This is a genomic window from Nonomuraea sp. NPDC003201 (genome assembly GCF_053590415.1).
This window is the reverse complement of record NZ_JBSFTC010000086.1, coordinates 22,872-37,778: the sequence shown is the minus strand read 5'-3', so window position 1 is coordinate 37,778 and position 14,907 is coordinate 22,872. Positions and strand designations below refer to the sequence as shown.

Annotated in this window: 16 protein-coding genes and 1 pseudogene; 11 read left to right on the top strand and 6 right to left on the bottom strand. The window is 69.3% G+C overall.

What is annotated here, in order from left to right:
* From ACWDX9_RS27490 to ACWDX9_RS27445, 10 genes are all read left to right on the top strand, one after another.
* On the top strand, positions 1-411 hold a 411-nt coding region (locus ACWDX9_RS27490; protein ID WP_449958847.1), incomplete at its 5' end, for a thiamine pyrophosphate-dependent enzyme.
* Between the two features lie 7 nt (positions 412-418).
* Entirely contained in the window at positions 419-874 is a 456-nt protein-coding gene (locus tag ACWDX9_RS27485) for a hypothetical protein (protein ID WP_449958844.1), read from the top strand.
* On the top strand, positions 871-1,122 hold the full coding sequence (locus tag ACWDX9_RS27480; protein ID WP_449958841.1) for an MrpF/PhaF family protein: 252 nt from the start codon (positions 871-873) through the stop codon (positions 1,120-1,122). Before ACWDX9_RS27485 ends, ACWDX9_RS27480 begins: the two co-directional genes overlap by 4 nt.
* The gene (locus ACWDX9_RS27475; RefSeq protein WP_449958838.1) at positions 1,119-1,391 is read left to right on the top strand and encodes a monovalent cation/H(+) antiporter subunit G; all 273 of its coding nucleotides are present in this window, start codon (positions 1,119-1,121) and stop codon (positions 1,389-1,391) included. The genes ACWDX9_RS27480 and ACWDX9_RS27475 overlap by 4 nt, the downstream gene beginning before the upstream one ends.
* Positions 1,384-1,653 (top strand): Na(+)/H(+) antiporter subunit B, encoded by a 270-nt coding sequence (locus tag ACWDX9_RS27470; RefSeq protein WP_449958835.1) that lies wholly within the window; start codon positions 1,384-1,386, stop codon positions 1,651-1,653. The genes ACWDX9_RS27475 and ACWDX9_RS27470 overlap by 8 nt, the downstream gene beginning before the upstream one ends.
* Complete coding sequence (locus ACWDX9_RS27465; RefSeq protein WP_449958833.1) at positions 1,650-2,330, top strand: MnhB domain-containing protein; 681 nt, start codon at positions 1,650-1,652, stop codon at positions 2,328-2,330. Before ACWDX9_RS27470 ends, ACWDX9_RS27465 begins: the two co-directional genes overlap by 4 nt.
* Positions 2,327-2,671 (top strand): sodium:proton antiporter, encoded by a 345-nt coding sequence (locus ACWDX9_RS27460; RefSeq protein ID WP_449958830.1) that lies wholly within the window; start codon positions 2,327-2,329, stop codon positions 2,669-2,671. The genes ACWDX9_RS27465 and ACWDX9_RS27460 overlap by 4 nt, the downstream gene beginning before the upstream one ends.
* Positions 2,668-4,332 carry a complex I subunit 5 family protein gene (locus tag ACWDX9_RS27455; protein WP_449958828.1) on the top strand — a complete coding sequence of 555 codons (1,665 nt, stop codon included), beginning with the start codon at positions 2,668-2,670 and terminating at the stop codon, positions 4,330-4,332. Before ACWDX9_RS27460 ends, ACWDX9_RS27455 begins: the two co-directional genes overlap by 4 nt.
* 534 nt (positions 4,333-4,866) lie before the next feature.
* A complete protein-coding gene (locus ACWDX9_RS27450) occupies positions 4,867-5,241 on the top strand; it encodes a DUF488 domain-containing protein (protein ID WP_449958825.1) in 375 nt (124 codons plus the stop codon).
* Positions 5,242-6,043: 802 nt separating this feature from the next.
* The gene (locus ACWDX9_RS27445) at positions 6,044-6,694 is read left to right on the top strand and encodes a DedA family protein (RefSeq protein ID WP_449958822.1); all 651 of its coding nucleotides are present in this window, start codon (positions 6,044-6,046) and stop codon (positions 6,692-6,694) included.
* A 99-nt stretch (positions 6,695-6,793) separates the two neighbouring features.
* On the opposite strand, the gene ACWDX9_RS27440 is transcribed toward ACWDX9_RS27445, so the two are convergent.
* From ACWDX9_RS27440 to ACWDX9_RS27420, 5 genes and pseudogenes are all read right to left on the bottom strand, one after another.
* Positions 6,794-7,978, bottom strand: a complete 1,185-nt coding sequence (locus ACWDX9_RS27440; protein WP_449958820.1) for a DUF2786 domain-containing protein — start codon at positions 7,976-7,978, stop codon at positions 6,794-6,796.
* A 247-nt stretch (positions 7,979-8,225) separates the two neighbouring features.
* Positions 8,226-9,662: an RICIN domain-containing protein gene (locus tag ACWDX9_RS27435; RefSeq protein ID WP_449958818.1), complete on the bottom strand. Its 1,437-nt coding sequence runs from the start codon at positions 9,660-9,662 to the stop codon at positions 8,226-8,228.
* A gap of 242 nt (positions 9,663-9,904) precedes the next feature.
* Positions 9,905-11,353 carry a glycoside hydrolase family 43 protein gene (locus tag ACWDX9_RS27430; protein ID WP_449958816.1) on the bottom strand — a complete coding sequence of 483 codons (1,449 nt, stop codon included), beginning with the start codon at positions 11,351-11,353 and terminating at the stop codon, positions 9,905-9,907.
* Positions 11,354-11,377: 24 nt separating this feature from the next.
* Positions 11,378-11,473 (bottom strand): annotated as a pseudogene (locus ACWDX9_RS27425) (RICIN domain-containing protein); the annotation flags it as partial.
* 809 nt (positions 11,474-12,282) lie between these two features.
* The gene (locus ACWDX9_RS27420; RefSeq protein ID WP_449958813.1) at positions 12,283-13,497 is read right to left on the bottom strand and encodes a cytochrome P450; all 1,215 of its coding nucleotides are present in this window, start codon (positions 13,495-13,497) and stop codon (positions 12,283-12,285) included.
* Positions 13,498-13,553: 56 nt separating this feature from the next.
* On the opposite strand from ACWDX9_RS27420, the gene ACWDX9_RS27415 reads away from it, so the two are divergent.
* Positions 13,554-13,895, top strand: a complete 342-nt coding sequence (locus tag ACWDX9_RS27415) for a hypothetical protein (RefSeq protein WP_449958810.1) — start codon at positions 13,554-13,556, stop codon at positions 13,893-13,895.
* A 57-nt stretch (positions 13,896-13,952) separates the two neighbouring features.
* Here ACWDX9_RS27415 and ACWDX9_RS27410 read toward each other — a convergent pair whose 3' ends face one another.
* On the bottom strand, positions 13,953-14,771 hold the full coding sequence (locus tag ACWDX9_RS27410) for a GNAT family N-acetyltransferase (RefSeq protein WP_449958808.1): 819 nt from the start codon (positions 14,769-14,771) through the stop codon (positions 13,953-13,955).
* Positions 14,772-14,907 lie beyond the last annotated feature (136 nt).

The following is a 14,907-nucleotide window of genomic DNA, read 5'->3' as shown; positions in this document are numbered from 1 at the left end:
TCCCAGTGGGCCGATCCGCGTCTGATCGTGGCGGTCCTGCACAACAACGACCTGAACCAGGTCACCTGGGAGCTGCGGGCGATGGGCGGCGCGCCCAAGTTCGAGGAGTCCCAGACGCTGCCGGACGTGTCCTATGCCGGCTTCGCCCGCTCGCTGGATCTGGAGGGTATCGAGGTCGAGAAGCCCGAGGCGATCGGCCCGGCCTGGGACCGCGCCCTGGCCGCCGACCGGCCCGTCGTCCTGGACGTCCACTGCGACCCCGACATCCCGCCGATCCCGCCGCACACCGACTTCGAGCAGCTCAAGGACGTGGCCCAGGCCATCATCAAGGGCGATCCCGACGCGATCGGCGTGGTCAAGAAGGGTCTGAAGACCAAGGCCCAGGAGCTGTTCACCCGCGGCAAGAGCTGAGCACCGCATGAGCGGCCGGGACGCCATCGAACCAGTCACGTGGTGGGTGGTGCTGTTCGCGCTCTACCTCGCGGTCATCTCCACGATTTCGCTCCCTGAGGTCGTGGTCGGTGCGGCTGCCGCGGCGGTCTGCGCGGGGGCCGCGGTCGTGAGCCGGCGGACGCTGCTGGCCGCTGACAACGACGAACGGTACCGGCCACGGGCACGGTGGCTGCGATGGCTCCTTCCGCTGCCGGTCCAGATCGTCACAGGCGCGATACGGCTGCTGCGGCCGCGCGGTGAGTTCGCCGAGATACGGCTGCCCGAAGACACGCGGGCCGCCGCGCGGCGCGGGTTCGCGGTGCTCGTCCTCTCGGTCGCGCCGAACGGCTACGTCGCCGAGGTCGAACCGGATCGTAACGTCCTCGTCGTTCATCGCCTCGACGGACGGCCCACCGCACTTGAACGCGAGGTGACCCGATGAGTCCCCTTTATCCGGCGTTCGCGCTGCTGGCCGCGGCGGTCCTGCCCGCGCTGCTGGTTACGCTGCGCGGCACGCCCATCGATCGTCTGACCGGGTTGATCGTGGCGGGACCGGCCGCCACTCTCGTGCTTGTGCTGCTGGCCGCCGGATACGGGCGGCCGGCGTACCTTGACGCGGCCTTCGTCGTGGCCCTGCTGTCGTTCGCCGGCTCCCTCGTGTACGCCCGCTTCCTCGGGCGGACGCTGTGAGCGCGGCGCTGATCTGGGCGGGAGTGGTGGTGGCCGCGTTCGCGGCGATCCGGCTGCTGCTCACTTCTGACCGATTCAGGCGCCTGCACTTCGTCTCGGCCGGCTCGGTGCTGGCCGCGCCGCTGGTGATCACCGGGCTGGCGCTGATGCCGTGGTCGTCGTGGCACGACATCGCCAAGCTGGTGGTCATCGGGGCCCTGCTGATCGCGACCGGGCCGGCGACCGTGATCACGACGGCGCACGCCGCGAGACGGAGACCCCATGACTGACGTGCTGATGGTCTTCACGCTCCTGCTGACCGCGTTCATGGCGACCACGGTGGTCCTCACCCGTGACCCGGCGCGGCAGGCGATCGTGCTGTCCGGGTACGGCCTGGTGCTGGCGATCCTGTTCGTCGTCCTGCAGGCGCCCGACGTCTCGATGTCGCAGACCGGTGTGGGCACGGTCGTCGTCCCGCTCCTCGTGATGCTCGCGATCCATGCGATCCGCCGGCACCACACCCGCGAGGCGGACGACGGTGAGGACCGGTGAGCCGCCGCAGCCGTCTCATCCTGTTCCTGATCAGCGGAGCAGGGCTGGCTGTCCTGTTCGCGCTCGCCGCGCTGCGTCTCCCGGGCTTCGGCGGGGCCTGGCACCCGTACGGCGAACGGACCCTGCCCAACGCGATCGCCCGCCACACCCCGAACGTCATCTCCTCGATCAACTTCGACCAGCGGGCGTTCGACACGCTCGGCGAAGAGCTGATCCTCCTGGCGTCCGCGCTGGCCGCCGTACTGATACTGCGCACGGTACGCGCCGAGCAGCAGGAGGCGGCGGGAGCCCACTCCCACGGCCCGGCCGAGGTCTTCGACGCGCTGCGGATCACCGGCTACCTGCTCCTGCCCGTCACCCTGATGACGGGCGTGTACATCGTCGCGCACGGCTACCTGTCGCCCGGCGGCGGCTTCCAGGGCGGGGTCGTGCTGGGCAGCGCCATCCATCTGATCTACCTGTCCGGCGACTATCCGGCGCTGGCCCGGATCCGGCCGATCCCGCTGTTCGAGAGCGGCGAGGGCCTGGCGGCGGGCGCGTTCGTGATTCTGGCACTGTGGTACGCCGGGCTGGTGAAGGCCATGAACGCGGTCGTCGGCCTCGAGGTCGGCTGCGCGGTGGTGCTGTTGCTGGCCAAGTTCTTCGAACAGGCACTCCTCGTGAGGGAGCGCACGTGAGCCAACTGCTGTACCTGGTCCCGGGTTGGATCCTGCTGGTGGGCGTGTACGGCCTGGTGACCAGCCGCAACCTCGTCCACGCGGTCGTGTGCCTGTCGGTGGCGCAGTCCGCGACGTACGTGCTGCTGCTCATGATCGGTTTCCGGCGGGGAGCCACCGCGCCGGTCTACTCCGACATCAAGCCGACCCGTAACGTCGTCGACCCGCTCGTCCAGGCGATGACGCTCACCGACATCGTGGTCGGCGCGACGGTCACCGCGCTGCTGCTGGCGCTCAGCCTGCAGGTCGCCAAGCGGCGCGGCACGGTCGACCCGGACGAGCTGCGTTCGCTCGAACCATGATCCTCGAGCTCACGGTCGGGCTGCCGGTGCTCGTCGCCACGCTGCTCGCGGCGACCGGGCGGTGGCTGCCCCGGGCGGTCATCGACCTGACGGCCGCGGCGGTGACGGTGACCGTGATCGTGCTGCTCAGCATCGTCCTGGCCGGCGGTGGCACCACCACGGTGTGGCTGGGCGGGTGGGGTGAAGGCGTCGGCATCTCCCTGGTCGCCGACCCGGTGGCCACGGTGCTGTCGCTGACGGTCGCGGTCCTGACGTTGGCCGCGCTGGTCGTGTCGTGGCGCTACTTCACCGAGGTACAGGCGATCTTCCATGCGCTGATGCTGCTGTTCCTCGGCGCGATGTGCGCGTTCGTGCTCACCGCCGACCTGTTCAACTCCTTCGTCTTCTTCGAACTCATGAGCGTGGTCGCCTACGCGCTCGCCGGCTACCAGTCCGAGGAACCGGAGACCGTGCACGGCGCGCTGAACTTCGGCATCGTCAACTCCCTCGGCGCGTACCTGACCCTCACCGGCATCGCCCTCGTGTACGCGCACACCGGCCAGCTGGGCTTCACCGCGATCGGCAAGAGCCTGGCCGGCCACGACACGCTGGTGGTCGTCGCGTTCGCGCTGGTCTGCATCGGCTATCTGGTCAAGGCGGCGGCAGTGCCGTTCCACTTCTGGCTGGCGGACGCGCACGCGGTGGCGCCGACGCCGGTCTGCATGCTGTTCTCCGGCGTGATGGTCGAGCTCGGGGTCTACGCGATCGGGAGGGTGTACTTCACGGCGTTCGCGCACGCCGTCCCAGCCCAATCTGTCCAGGTCGCGCTGATCGCCTTCGGCGCGGCGTCGGCGCTGCTGGGCGCGGTGATGTGCGTGCTGCAGCGGCACATCAAGCGGCTGCTCGCCTACTCCACGATCAGCCATGTCGGCATACTGCTCGTCGGCCTTGGCCTGCTCCATGAGGACGCGCCGGTCGGCGCCGCCTGGTACCTGCTCGGCCACGCCGCCGTGAAGGCGGCGCTGTTCGTCGGCGCGGGCGCCCTGCTGAACCGATACGAGACGGTCGACGAACACGAACTGCACGGGCGGGGCCGCTCGATGCCGGTGACCGGAGCCGTCTTCCTGCTCGGCGGGCTCGGCCTCGCCGGTCTGCCACCCTCCGGCACCTGGGCCGGAAAGACGCTCATAGAAGAGGTGGGCGGGCCGTGGATCCTGGCCCTTGCGGTCACCGTCTCGGCGATGACCGCCGGTGCGGTGCTCCGCGTCTGGCTACGGGTCTTCCTCGGACAGGGGGAGCGGACGCGCGCGCCCGGCCAGGCTCGGCACGAGGACGCCGAGACACAGGTCAGGCTGTCGCGACTGCCGCGGACGATGCTGGCACCGGGCGTCCTGCTCGCGCTGGCGGGCCTGTTCCTCGGCCTGCTACCCGGCACGATCTTCGGACCCGCCCTCGCGTCCTTCACGCAGTTGCCCATGCCGCCGCCGGCGCCGTGGACGCTGAGCGGCGTGACGAGCGGCGTCCTCAGCGCGGTGCTCGCCGCGGGCGTGGCGGCGTTCGGCATCCGCAACCGCCTGCCCCGCGCTGCCCTCCTGCATCGCCTGCACTCCGGCCACATCGGCGACTACGTGGCCTGGCTCGTGGCCGGCGTCACCATCTTCGGCCTGCTACTCCTCACCTGAGCCACTCAGGGTGCGCCGGCCCTGAGAGGACCGACCGCGAACCGGGTCGCCCAGGCCGTCAGGAACCTGGTGATGGGATCTGGAGGACGCCGGTCGCCGGGTCCGCTACCTGATCCGGGACCGGGACGGGAGGTTCCCGGCGCTCATGGACGAGATCCTTGCCGAGGCACTGCGCGAGTACGAACACTTCTACAACGGGCACCGAGCCCATCAAGCTCTCGCCCCAGCCGCCCCGCTGCGTCCCGTCCCCGATCCGATCACTGACCCCGAGCGAATCGCGAGCTTGACCATCCGCCGCCGACGAGACCGGCTCGGCGGAGTCCTCCACGAATACTCACATGCCGTTTGAGCCATCCCTTCACGGGGACGTGGCCACATTCGGCAACGGCCGGCGTTCGAGCTCGATCTGCGCCGCCCGGACCGGGCCGGCCGCCAGCGGTCCTCATAAAATGGGTACGTCGGGAAACGCCCGCTCAACGGAGTCACCCTCCGGCTTTGCGCGGGGCGAGCCGATCGATCTGGGGAGGTGCTGTCATGGCCGTGCACATCACCTATCGCCGAGTCTATGAGGAGACCTCACCGCAGGACGGCAAGCGGGTGCTCGTCGACCGGGTCTGGCCGCGGGGTATGCGTAAGGAGGACGCTCACCTGGACGAGTGGCTGCGTGACGTCGCCCCGTCCAGCGAACTGCGCCGGTGGTACGGCCACGAGCCGAGCCGCTTCGCCGAGTTCCGCCGCCGCTACCTTGCTGAGCTGCGTGATGCCGGACATCGGGAGGCCGCCCGACACCTGCGTGACCTCGCCGCCCATGACGATCTCACGCTGCTGACCGCGACCAAGGACGTGGACCACAGCCAGGCCGCGGTCCTCGCAGAGTGGCTGACCGGCCGCGGGCGATCCGAGGGATGACCGTGACGCCTTGCGCCGCCGCCGTCCGCGGCATCGGGCCATCGGTTGCCCCGGCCTGCCAGCCGGATCGTCGCGGGATGAGGAATCATCCGGGCGGGCCGCATCTCGGGCCGTTCAGCTTCGATGTGCATCGCGGCCGCCACGTGGCCCGCGCCAAACGGTGGGTGACCTGGGCCGAACGGGAACTGACCACCGCCCGAGCACGCAAGGCCGTACAGGAGATAATCAGCCCTACGAAGCCCTCTCTGCCTCGGGCGCAACCCGAGGCGGAGGGTTCTTTGCGCCTGCTGTTCGCGCGAGGGGCCAAATTTAGGGGTATTCCCATCGAGCTCGGCCTGAGTTGCCCGCGTTTCCTCTGGCCCGGCGGCGACTCCGCCATCGCATGAAAGTTGGCCGTCACTGGGGTTGTGCCTGGCTCGGGCAAGCCAGGCGCCAATGTGCGTTCAAATATGGCTTCACCCGCTTGCTCTTGGTGTGTCGTGGAGCAGCTCAGGGGAACGTCGTTCCTGGTGGGGGTGCAGCAGGGCTGAGAGGTTGCCTCTCTGCCGTTCCGCACCGTCCCTTTCACAGGAAGACGGCCTTGCGGGAAGGGGAGGGGTGATGCGCCCAGGCATGAGATGCATTTGAGGCCCACCCCGCGCAGGGTCCGGGCCCGGCAGTGGCAGATGCTTGGAGGGGTGTTGCTGCAGGACATCTCTGAGGGGGCGGTCGTTCTCGTCAACAGCCCCGGATCTCGTGACTCTCCCGGCGGGGCGAGAGACCGCCTTGGTGATGATCGGGCGCGGATCGACCGCGACATATCATGATCGCGCCGCTGTCCGTTGTCCTGCCCGCCCTCACCGTGCTGTGGGGGCTGCGCGGCGTATCCGGGTACCTCACCATCGCGGCGCTGGTGCTGCTGGAGAATTTCGGCATCCCGGTACCCGGCGAGACCGCGCTCATCGCCGGCGCGGCCTACGCCGGCCATGGCCGGCTCAACATCGTGGCCGTCGCCGTCGTGGCGTTCTTCGCTGCGGTGATCGGCGACAACATCGGCTATGCCATCGGTCGTTCCGCTGGCCGCCGCCTGGTCACCCGCTACGGCCGCTACCTGCTCTTGCCCCCCGCCCGCTTCGCGCGAGCCGAACAGTTCGTCACCCGGCACGGCCCTGAGATCATTATTGCGGCCCGGTTCATAGAGGGGCTGCGTCAGCTCAACGGCATCATCGCCGGCACCACCGCCATGCCCTGGCGTCGCTTCCTTGCCTACAACGTCCTCGGCGCCGCCCTTTGGGTCGCCGTATGGGCAGCTCTTGGCAACTACGCCGGCCACCACCTGGCCACCATCGAAAACGAGCTGCGCCACTATCAGTGGTACGCCATCGCGGTACTCGCCCTGCTCGCCGGCGCCTACGCCGGCCTCCACATCCTCCGCAGACGACGGAACGCGCACCACGAACCTCCGCGGACCTGACGACAAGCCACCAAGGCGATCAGCAGCCCGCCCGCGACGTGACCGATCTCAACGACCTGCGATCCATGCCTGCGCGGATGGATATTCGCACCCGGAGCGCTATCGGTCTCGCGCCCCGAGGCTGGCCTGATCGGCGGCGGTACGGCCCGCCGCCCAGCCCTCCCGGTCCCAGGACGTGCGGACCGCATGCGAGACCAGGTTCGGGAACATGCGCTCGACCGCCTGCTCCACCTCCTGTTCGCGGGCCGCCAGCACCGGCACCAGGTCGGTGCCCCGGCTGGTGCTCTCCTGCGAGACCGCGGCCGCCGTGGCCTCGGCGAGCCGCTCCCCGATCCTGGAAGCGAACGCCGACAGGAACGACTGGCGGAATGTCTTGTTCCTCGATCGGCCGGTGCCGTGCTTTCTGGTGCCCGAGTTCACCAGCGCGGTCTGCGCCTGCACCAGCAGCGAGGTGAACAGCATCTCCACCCAGGACAGGTCGGCCCGGAACCCCAGCACGGTGGCGAACCCCAGTTCCTTCGACCAGATCACCCGGCACCTGTTGGCCTCGGCGATGAGAACGAGCAGCACGGCCTTGGACTGCTCGTACGGCGCGTCGATGCCGACCCGGATGCCCGCCGGGGCCTCACCTCCGCCTGGTTGCGCGTCCAGCATCGCCGCGTCGATGCTGTACTTCGCCATCAAGCTCTGCGCCGCCGACATGAACGTCTCCGCCTCCGCCTCGTACGTCGTCGACTCCGCCTTGGCAAGCAGCGCCCGCACCCGCGCGAGCGTCTTCTCGCTGACCACGTGCGAGCGTGCCTGGACCGTACGGCGAGCGGCCCCGGGCGGCGGGCTCAACGACTCCAGCCGGGGCAGCCCGGTCAGCAACCCCAGCAGTTCCAGCACACCGGAGACGGTCACCAGACGGCCGGCCCCGTCGCGCGCCTGCCGCGCCGCCAGGTAGCCGCCCTTCCACCACACCGCGGCCTCCAAGCCGGCGAGTTGGTCACGCCAGCGTTCATCCACCGTGGCCGGCTCATAGGCCCGCATCTCCCGGGCGATGAGGTCGGCCGCCGCCCGCCCGTGCCAGTCGGTCAGCCGCCTGGCCGCGATCCTGACCACGTCGGCGGGCTGCCAGCCGTTCCGCCACAACCCCGAGATCGCACGGGTCACGACCTCCACCAGCACGCGATCGGCGTCGTCCCGGTCGGCCAGGAAGGCGGCGGCGGAGTCGAAGGACGCCTGATCCTCGCGGGCAAGCGCCTCCATCGCCGCGCCGATCAGCTCATTGGCCCTACTCACACATGCCGTCCACCTTAAGGAAAGTCCGCCAGAACTCTACCGTGACGGAGCCCCATCCCTTGCTCACCGGCGCGGAGGAAGCCCCATGCTGGAGACGCTCGCCCCGTACACCTCGGCCAGATGCGCGCAGGCTGCCGTCGCGGCCATTCCGCTGTTCTTCCCGGTCAGTCGTGCCGGTCGTAGCCGAGGTGATCGGTGATCTCGCCTTCCAGCGGGGGCTCCAGCACCCGCCACCGCGGGGCCGCGGTCACGTCGAGACGGCCGTGCGCGACCACTGCTGGTTGGTGCCGGTGTTGCACGGATACTGCTTGAGGATCACGCCGTCCGCGGTCGATGCGGACGGTACGTCCACGCATTTGCTGCTGTGTCGTGCCCGGAGCTGGAAGTAGCTGCCGTTGGCGACCATCTGGAACTGCTGGTTGGTGCCGGTGCCGCAGGTGTACTGGATGAGCTCGGCACCGTCGGCGGTTGAAGCGCTCACCACATCAAGGCACTTTCCGCTGTGACGGCTGATGATGCGCCAGTAGCCGCTGCCGGCGTCCTGGAACTGCCACTGCTGCCACGCGTTGCCGCCGTACGTGTACTGGCCGACGCGCGCACCGTTGTCGGTGTTCGGTTGCTGGACGTCCATGGCCTTGCCGCTGTGGCGCGCGTTTATCGTGTAGACCGTCGGCGGAGGGGTGGGGTCGCCGATGGTGTCGCCCCAGCCATATCGGATCCGGTCAGCGCCGGAGGAGTTGCGGACGGTCAAGTTGAGATCGGTGCCGCTGCCGCTCAGGGCGTACATCGAGTAGTGGTCGTAGCCGAGGTTTTCGGTTGGCTTGCCACCGAGAGCGGGCCAGTAGGTGCCGCCCATCTGGTTGTCGCGCATGACCTGGGCCATGGCGCGGATATGGCGCACGAAGTTGTCGGTGCTGTTGGCGTCGCCGTAGTTGAGGCCGGTAGACATCGGTGCGCCGAACTCGGTCGCGACCGCGCGGGAGGCGCAGTTGCCCAGACGCGTCTGAATGTGGGTTCGGAAGGCGTCGTAGGTCATCGCGCCGTAGAAGAAGGCGTAATGGTGGAAAGACAGCAGCGTCGAGTTGAAGCGGCTGTCGTTGCAGACGTCCCGCAGGTCCTGGCTGTAGCCGGTGCCACCGATGAGCACCCGTCCGGGCACTGCCGAGGTGTGGTAGCTGAGCCAGTTCGCTGCGACGTTGCGCCAGTCCGCCGAGGTGTAGCCGTGCGGCTCGTTCATCGGCTCGAAGTAGACGTTGCTGTTCGAGCCGTACGTGTTGGTCACGCTGGACCACATCGTGTTCCATGCGGCGAGGTTCGTGATCTTGCCGCCGGAGGCGGCGCCGTCCTCCCAATAGGCGAGGATGACCTTGAAGCCACGGGCGGTGGCGGCGTCAATGGCTCCGCGGTAGGCGTTCCACCAGGTCGTGTTGGCCACAGTGTGAGTGTTGATAGGCAGCCGGACGGTGTTGACCCCCATGGTGGAGGCCATGTCGTCGTAGAGGGCGTTGGCCTTGGCCCGTACTGTCGCGTTGCTGTCGGACTGGCTCAGGCCCTGCACGACGAGCGTACCGGTGCTGAAGTTGTCACCCAGCACGGCCCAGTTCATGCCTCGGAATTGGCTGGTGGCGGCATTGGCCGGCGGCGCGGGAATGACGAGGCCTGCCACTGCGGCGAGCGCGGTCACCACAAGAGGGACCAGCGACCGGCGCAACGACCGGGTGCGCCGCGACGGTCCTGACGAGTAAGCGTCAGACGCCTTGGTCGGTGTCATGAAATTCCCATCACTAGATCTGAGTTCCTGGGTCGGTGAAGATCATGTTGCTGACGTACGTCCGGGCCGTATCCTGCTGCTCCAGGAGCAGGGCCGGCGGCTCCCTGGCCCGGGCTGCACCGATCGCTGTGCGACGCTCCATGCCACCGGAGGACTCAGCTGGTGATCCGGAAGGTGGCGTCCGCCCGGCCGGTGGCCGTGCTGATCGGATCCAGGCGAAGCAGGTAGTCGGAATGGCGGATGTACCGGTCCGGGAAGTTGTATGACTGGAACGACGCCGCCGAGGAGTCGGCCAGGCCCGCCACCCGGCGGAAGGTCGCGTCCCCGCGGAAGGCGGCGGTGCCGTCATACTTGGCCAGAACGAAGTCGTAGTCGTAGTGCCGCAGGTACCAGCCGGGGAAGTTCGACGACTCGAGCGACACCCCCGCCGGATCGGCCAGGCCCGGCACGATACGCCACTGCGAGTCGGCGAGCGGGCTCACGTTCGGGTCGATACGGACATCGAAGTTGCTGTGCCGCAGGTAGCGGTCGGGGAAGTTGACCGACTGCAGGCGCCGGGTGCCGGCCGAGGCGGGGCCGCCCCACTTGGCCTGCAGCGCGGTGAGCTGTGCCTGGGTGATGCCAATGATCGAACCGTGCCGTTTGCGGCTGGTGCCGAGCGCGTATTCCGAGGCGACGCGGACGCGGTAGCCGCTGGGAGCGGCGAGATCGGTCGTGGTCAGCGGAAGGTAGCCGCGGCCGGCGGCGTACTGGTCGACCCACAGGCCCCACTCGTCGCGGCCGTTGTACTGGTGCAGGATCGGGCCCTCGACCTGCGCGCCCGTGTAGCCGAGGTGGGAGATGTCGCCGAGCCGGGTCCAGCCGGTGAGGATCTGGTTGCTGCCCTCGATCGTGATCTGACCGTCGCCGGACGCGCGGATGTAGCGGTAGCCGCCAACGCTGCCGGGGATCCCCAGGATCTGCGTGTCGATGATGCCCTGGGTGCCCGGCCGGTCGATGTAGAGTTGCGCGGCGGTGAACGTGCGGAAGTCGCGGGTGCGGGAGTAGTAGATGCGGGCTTTGTCGACGCCGTTCCGCGGTGAGATCGTCGCCCAGTAGACGACGTAGTCGCCGCTCGCCGGGTCGTAGATCGCCTCGGGCGCCCACGCGCAGCCGGCGTCGGGGATGGTCCCGGCGACGTTCACCAGGCGCGGCGCCGACCAGGTGACGAGGTCAGGTGACTCCCATACGACGAGCGAGGTGCTGCCATCGTGCTGGGCGACGTCCCAGCCCTTGCCGGCGGCGATACGCAGGTCGGTGGCGATCAGATAGAACCGGTCGCCGGACGGCGCACGGACGATGGCGGGGTCGCGGACGCCGAGTTCGCCGATGCTGGAGGTAAGCACCGGCAGCGAACTGTTGAGATCGGTCCAGTGCAGGCCGTCGGTGCTGGTGGCGAAGTAGATCTGCTCGCCGTTGGCGCTCTCGCCGGTGAAGTGCGCCATCAGATAGGCGGTGTAGGGGGCCGCGGCCTTGGCAGGGCGTTCGAGAACGGTGAGGCCGAAGGCGAGCAGCAGGGCGCCGGCCAGGCCGATCAGCGCCGTTCGCCGTAAGAGGTGTGTCATGGTCGCTCCGAAGGTGCGGTGGGGTCAGGAGGAGGTGCGGGTCCACTGCTGGTTGGTGCCGCTACCGCAGGTGTACTGCTGGATGTCGGCTCCGTCGGCGGTCGAGGCGCCGGACACGTCCCGGTATGTGCCGGCTCAGGCTCATGCTCGTCGCGGACGGGAACGTGATTCGCAGTCCCACGTACTGCGAGCCGTTCACGCGGCCGCCCCGCGCGCCCGCCGGTCGCCCATGGAGAGACTTTGTCGTCGAGATGCGCTGCACCGGCAGGATGTAGGCGGGCGCGTCGCCGGACTGGTTCGGACGCTGAGGCCGGCGGTGCGGCCGTGCCGGCGGCGACCGAGCTCAACAGGCCCACGACTGGCGCGGTGAGCTTTGGGCGCAGGCACACGGGACCACCCTCCGGAATCCGCGGCAGAACATTTGTTAGCGTTAACAAAGAGCTGTGAGTCCCACGAAGAGCCTGAGACGGGATCCCCTTGTGGGAACTGGGAGGACCGGATTGCGCGACGTTTGAGGCGTCTTGCCGCAGAGCGTTTACGTAACCATCTGACTTGTCAAGAGGTGGCCGGGAAAAGGGGGAATACGCTTTCCGCGCACCAGCGCGGGCAATGGACCAATCTGACGTGATCGCTCAAATGATGGGCGCCTCGACGATCCTCCCGCCGCGTTTACGGCGCAGGCTCAGGGCGCTCGGTTGCGCACCGTCTGCGCGATGACCACGACGGACAAGACGCAGGCCCGCCGAAGGGATCGACGGGCCCAGGTCCGCGCGACGATCGTGGCCGACACGGGCGAAAGCCGCTGCGGGGCTGGTCCTCGCTGAAACTCCAGGCCATGGAGTCGGTCGTACGCCCCAGCCCGAGCGCCGCGCTGTGCCAGGTGGCCGCAGACCTGAAGGATCTGAAGTGCGGCAAAGCGGCGCCCCCTGCTACCCGGCGCTGACCAGCAGGCGGCGCGGCCGATAGACGAACGCGCCGTCGCTCCACCGCACGTCCGCCAGGTCCTCCCGCGCCCGCAGCCCCGGCAGGCCCGTCACCAGGGCGCGGAAGGCCTCCTGCAGTTCCATCCTGGCCAGGTTCGCGCCCAGGCAGTAATGAGGCCCGTGGCCGAAGGCCAGGTGCGGGTTCGGCTGCGCGTCATCGAAGCGGTGGATGTCGAACCGCAGCGGATCCTCGAACGCCTCCGGATCATGGTTGGCCGCCGAGATGTTCGGCAGCACGACGCTCCCGGCCGGGATGGCTCCGGCGGACAGCGCGACGTCCTGGGTGATCCGCCGCAGCATGCCGTTGCTGCCCGGCGCCTCGTGGCGCAGGATCTCCTCCACGGCCGCCTCGACCTGCTCGGGGCGGGCTGCCAGCTCCGCGTACTGCCCGGGGTGGCACAGCAGCCGAAACGTGCCCCTGATGATCATCGAGGCGGTCGTCTCGTGCCCGGCCACGATCAGCGTGAACACCATGTTGGTCAGCTCGTCCTCGCTGAGCCCGTCGTTTTCGTCGCGCGCCTCGATGAGCAGGTCGAGCAGGTTCTCTCCCGGCTTGACCCGGTGCTGCTCGATCAGCTCCCGGGTGTACGCCGTGAACTCCTCCAGCCCTTCGTGCCTGGCCTCAGCGCTCGCGTCGGTGGTGGACAGGAAGGTGTCCGTCCAGCCCCTGAACTGCTCGTAGCGGTCCATCGGCACGCCCAGCATCTCGCAGATCACCCGCGCGGGCAGCGGCAGCGCGAAGTCCGCCACCAGGTCGAACTCCGCGCCGGCCGCCTCGATCAGCTCCTCGGCGATGACCGCGGCGCGGGGCCGCCAGCGTTCGATGTGCTTGGGGGTGAACGTGCCGTGCATGATGCGGCGGTAGCGGGTGTGCTCCGGCGGGTCCTGGTTCATGAGCGCCGCCGGGTCGTCATCCAGGAAGGGGCCCTTGACCAGCCGGGGCAGGCCGGGCTCGCGCAGGTTGCGGCTGCTGGCCGGCGACATGAGCAGGCCGCGGACGTCCGCGTACTTGACGATCATCGGGACCCGGTCGCCGCTCGGCAACGTCGCCGGCTCCATCGGGGCCTCGGCGTGCCGCCGCACCAGATCGGGCGAGAGGGTGCCGTACGGGCCTGGGGGAAGGTCTGGCCAGGTCGGGGTGGTGCTGGACTGTTCTGTCAAAGCCGCCTCCGGGCAATGCCGTCGTCCAACAAGCTCGCCGAGAACGTACCCCGAGGATGGTGGCGCAGCAATCTCAGGGGCACCGCCGCGGCCCTGGCCTGCGCGCCGGCGTCGTACTCGATCACGGCGTCGTACGCACCGGCCCGGATCCACCGGTTGACCGCCTGACGCTTGGCCCCGACCGGCTCGACGACTACGTCCAGCGGCTGCGACAGCCGCTCAGCGGTCAGCTGTCCTGGTACGTCGGCGACCTGCACACCGCCGAGGCGGCCGTCACCGTCCCGGCCCCGTACCACACCCGAACCGACCCCTCCGGCCTCACCCGCGCTCCGGCCTTCCGGCCCACAGGGCTCGGCACCTCAGCCGCCGATCTCACCACCCATCACATCCTGGCCTGAACCACCACCCGCACCCACACCAGCGAGGGGGCCGTCCGGAGCCGACCTGATGGCCGGTCAGCCCATCGAGATGAGGATGGGCGCGACGTATCGCCCGCGGTCGCCCGGGTGGCGGTGGGCGCCGTAAACCATCGTCGGCAGGGCCGCGGGGCCCTCGGTGGGCCCCAGCCCAGTGAGCCACGGGCGCAGGCCCGGGTAGGCGTCCAGCAGGTCGATCCGCACGTCGCGGTCGGCGCCGTGGGCGGCGGCCAGGATGAGCTCGCGGGCGGCTTCCTCCGAGGGCGCGACGACGGGACCGATGACACGGTGGGGGCCGGCGTTCCAGGCCACGGCGAAGCCGCCGTCGGTGACGATCGTGCGCTCGGCCGTGGCCAGCAGGGCGGTCAGCGCCTTGCTCCGGTCGGCCCCGGTGACCTCGGCGTCCAAGTCGAGGAGCGCGGCGTGGTCGTCCGGTGTCGCCACGCGGACTCCGGACGACCCCGCCGCCCCTTCCATCGGGCCCATAGTGATCGTCAGGCTGCCCGTGGGCCGGAAGCCCAGCCGCTCGTAGACGGGGCGCCCGAACCGGGTCGCGGTCAGCTCCACGATGCGGTCTCCGGCGGCCTCCAGGGCGTGCTCCATCAGCCGCGTGCCGAGCCCCTGCCTGCCGTACCTGCTGGCGACCAACATCATGCCGACGTCGGCCAGCGAGTCGCCGTAGCGGGTCACCACGACGCACCCGGCCAGGCCGTCGCCGTCGACCGCGTCGACGGCGTAGACCTCACCCGTCTCGAACATCAGCCGCCATTTGGCTTCGTCGGTGGACCACTCGCGATCGCTTTCGAGCCGCTGGCACAGGGGCAGTTCCTCGGGACCAAGAAGCCGAATATCACTCACAGGCGCGAACCTACTCTGTCGGCCACCCCGGCAGTACCAGAGCCTGTACGGAGTCGAGATCACAGGGATGAGAACGACCCGATCGGCCCAGGCCCGGCGTCGGCGGGCGTACGTACAACCTGTCCACAGGTGCGGC

Bases quoted from the DNA above. Each gene is read 5' to 3' on its own strand.
- ACWDX9_RS27485 (WP_449958844.1), top strand. From the start codon at position 419: ATGAGCGGCCGGGACGCCATCGAACCAGTCACGTGGTGGGTGGTGCTG.
- ACWDX9_RS27480 (WP_449958841.1), top strand. From the start codon at position 871: ATGAGTCCCCTTTATCCGGCGTTCGCGCTGCTGGCCGCGGCGGTCCTG.
- ACWDX9_RS27470 (WP_449958835.1), top strand. From the start codon at position 1,384: ATGACTGACGTGCTGATGGTCTTCACGCTCCTGCTGACCGCGTTCATG.
- ACWDX9_RS27455 (WP_449958828.1), top strand. From the start codon at position 2,668: ATGATCCTCGAGCTCACGGTCGGGCTGCCGGTGCTCGTCGCCACGCTG.
- ACWDX9_RS27450 (WP_449958825.1), top strand. From the start codon at position 4,867: ATGGCCGTGCACATCACCTATCGCCGAGTCTATGAGGAGACCTCACCG.
- ACWDX9_RS27445 (WP_449958822.1), top strand. From the start codon at position 6,044: ATGATCGCGCCGCTGTCCGTTGTCCTGCCCGCCCTCACCGTGCTGTGG.
- ACWDX9_RS27430 (WP_449958816.1), bottom strand. From the start codon at position 11,353: ATGACACACCTCTTACGGCGAACGGCGCTGATCGGCCTGGCCGGCGCC.
- ACWDX9_RS27415 (WP_449958810.1), top strand. From the start codon at position 13,554: ATGGTGGCGCAGCAATCTCAGGGGCACCGCCGCGGCCCTGGCCTGCGC.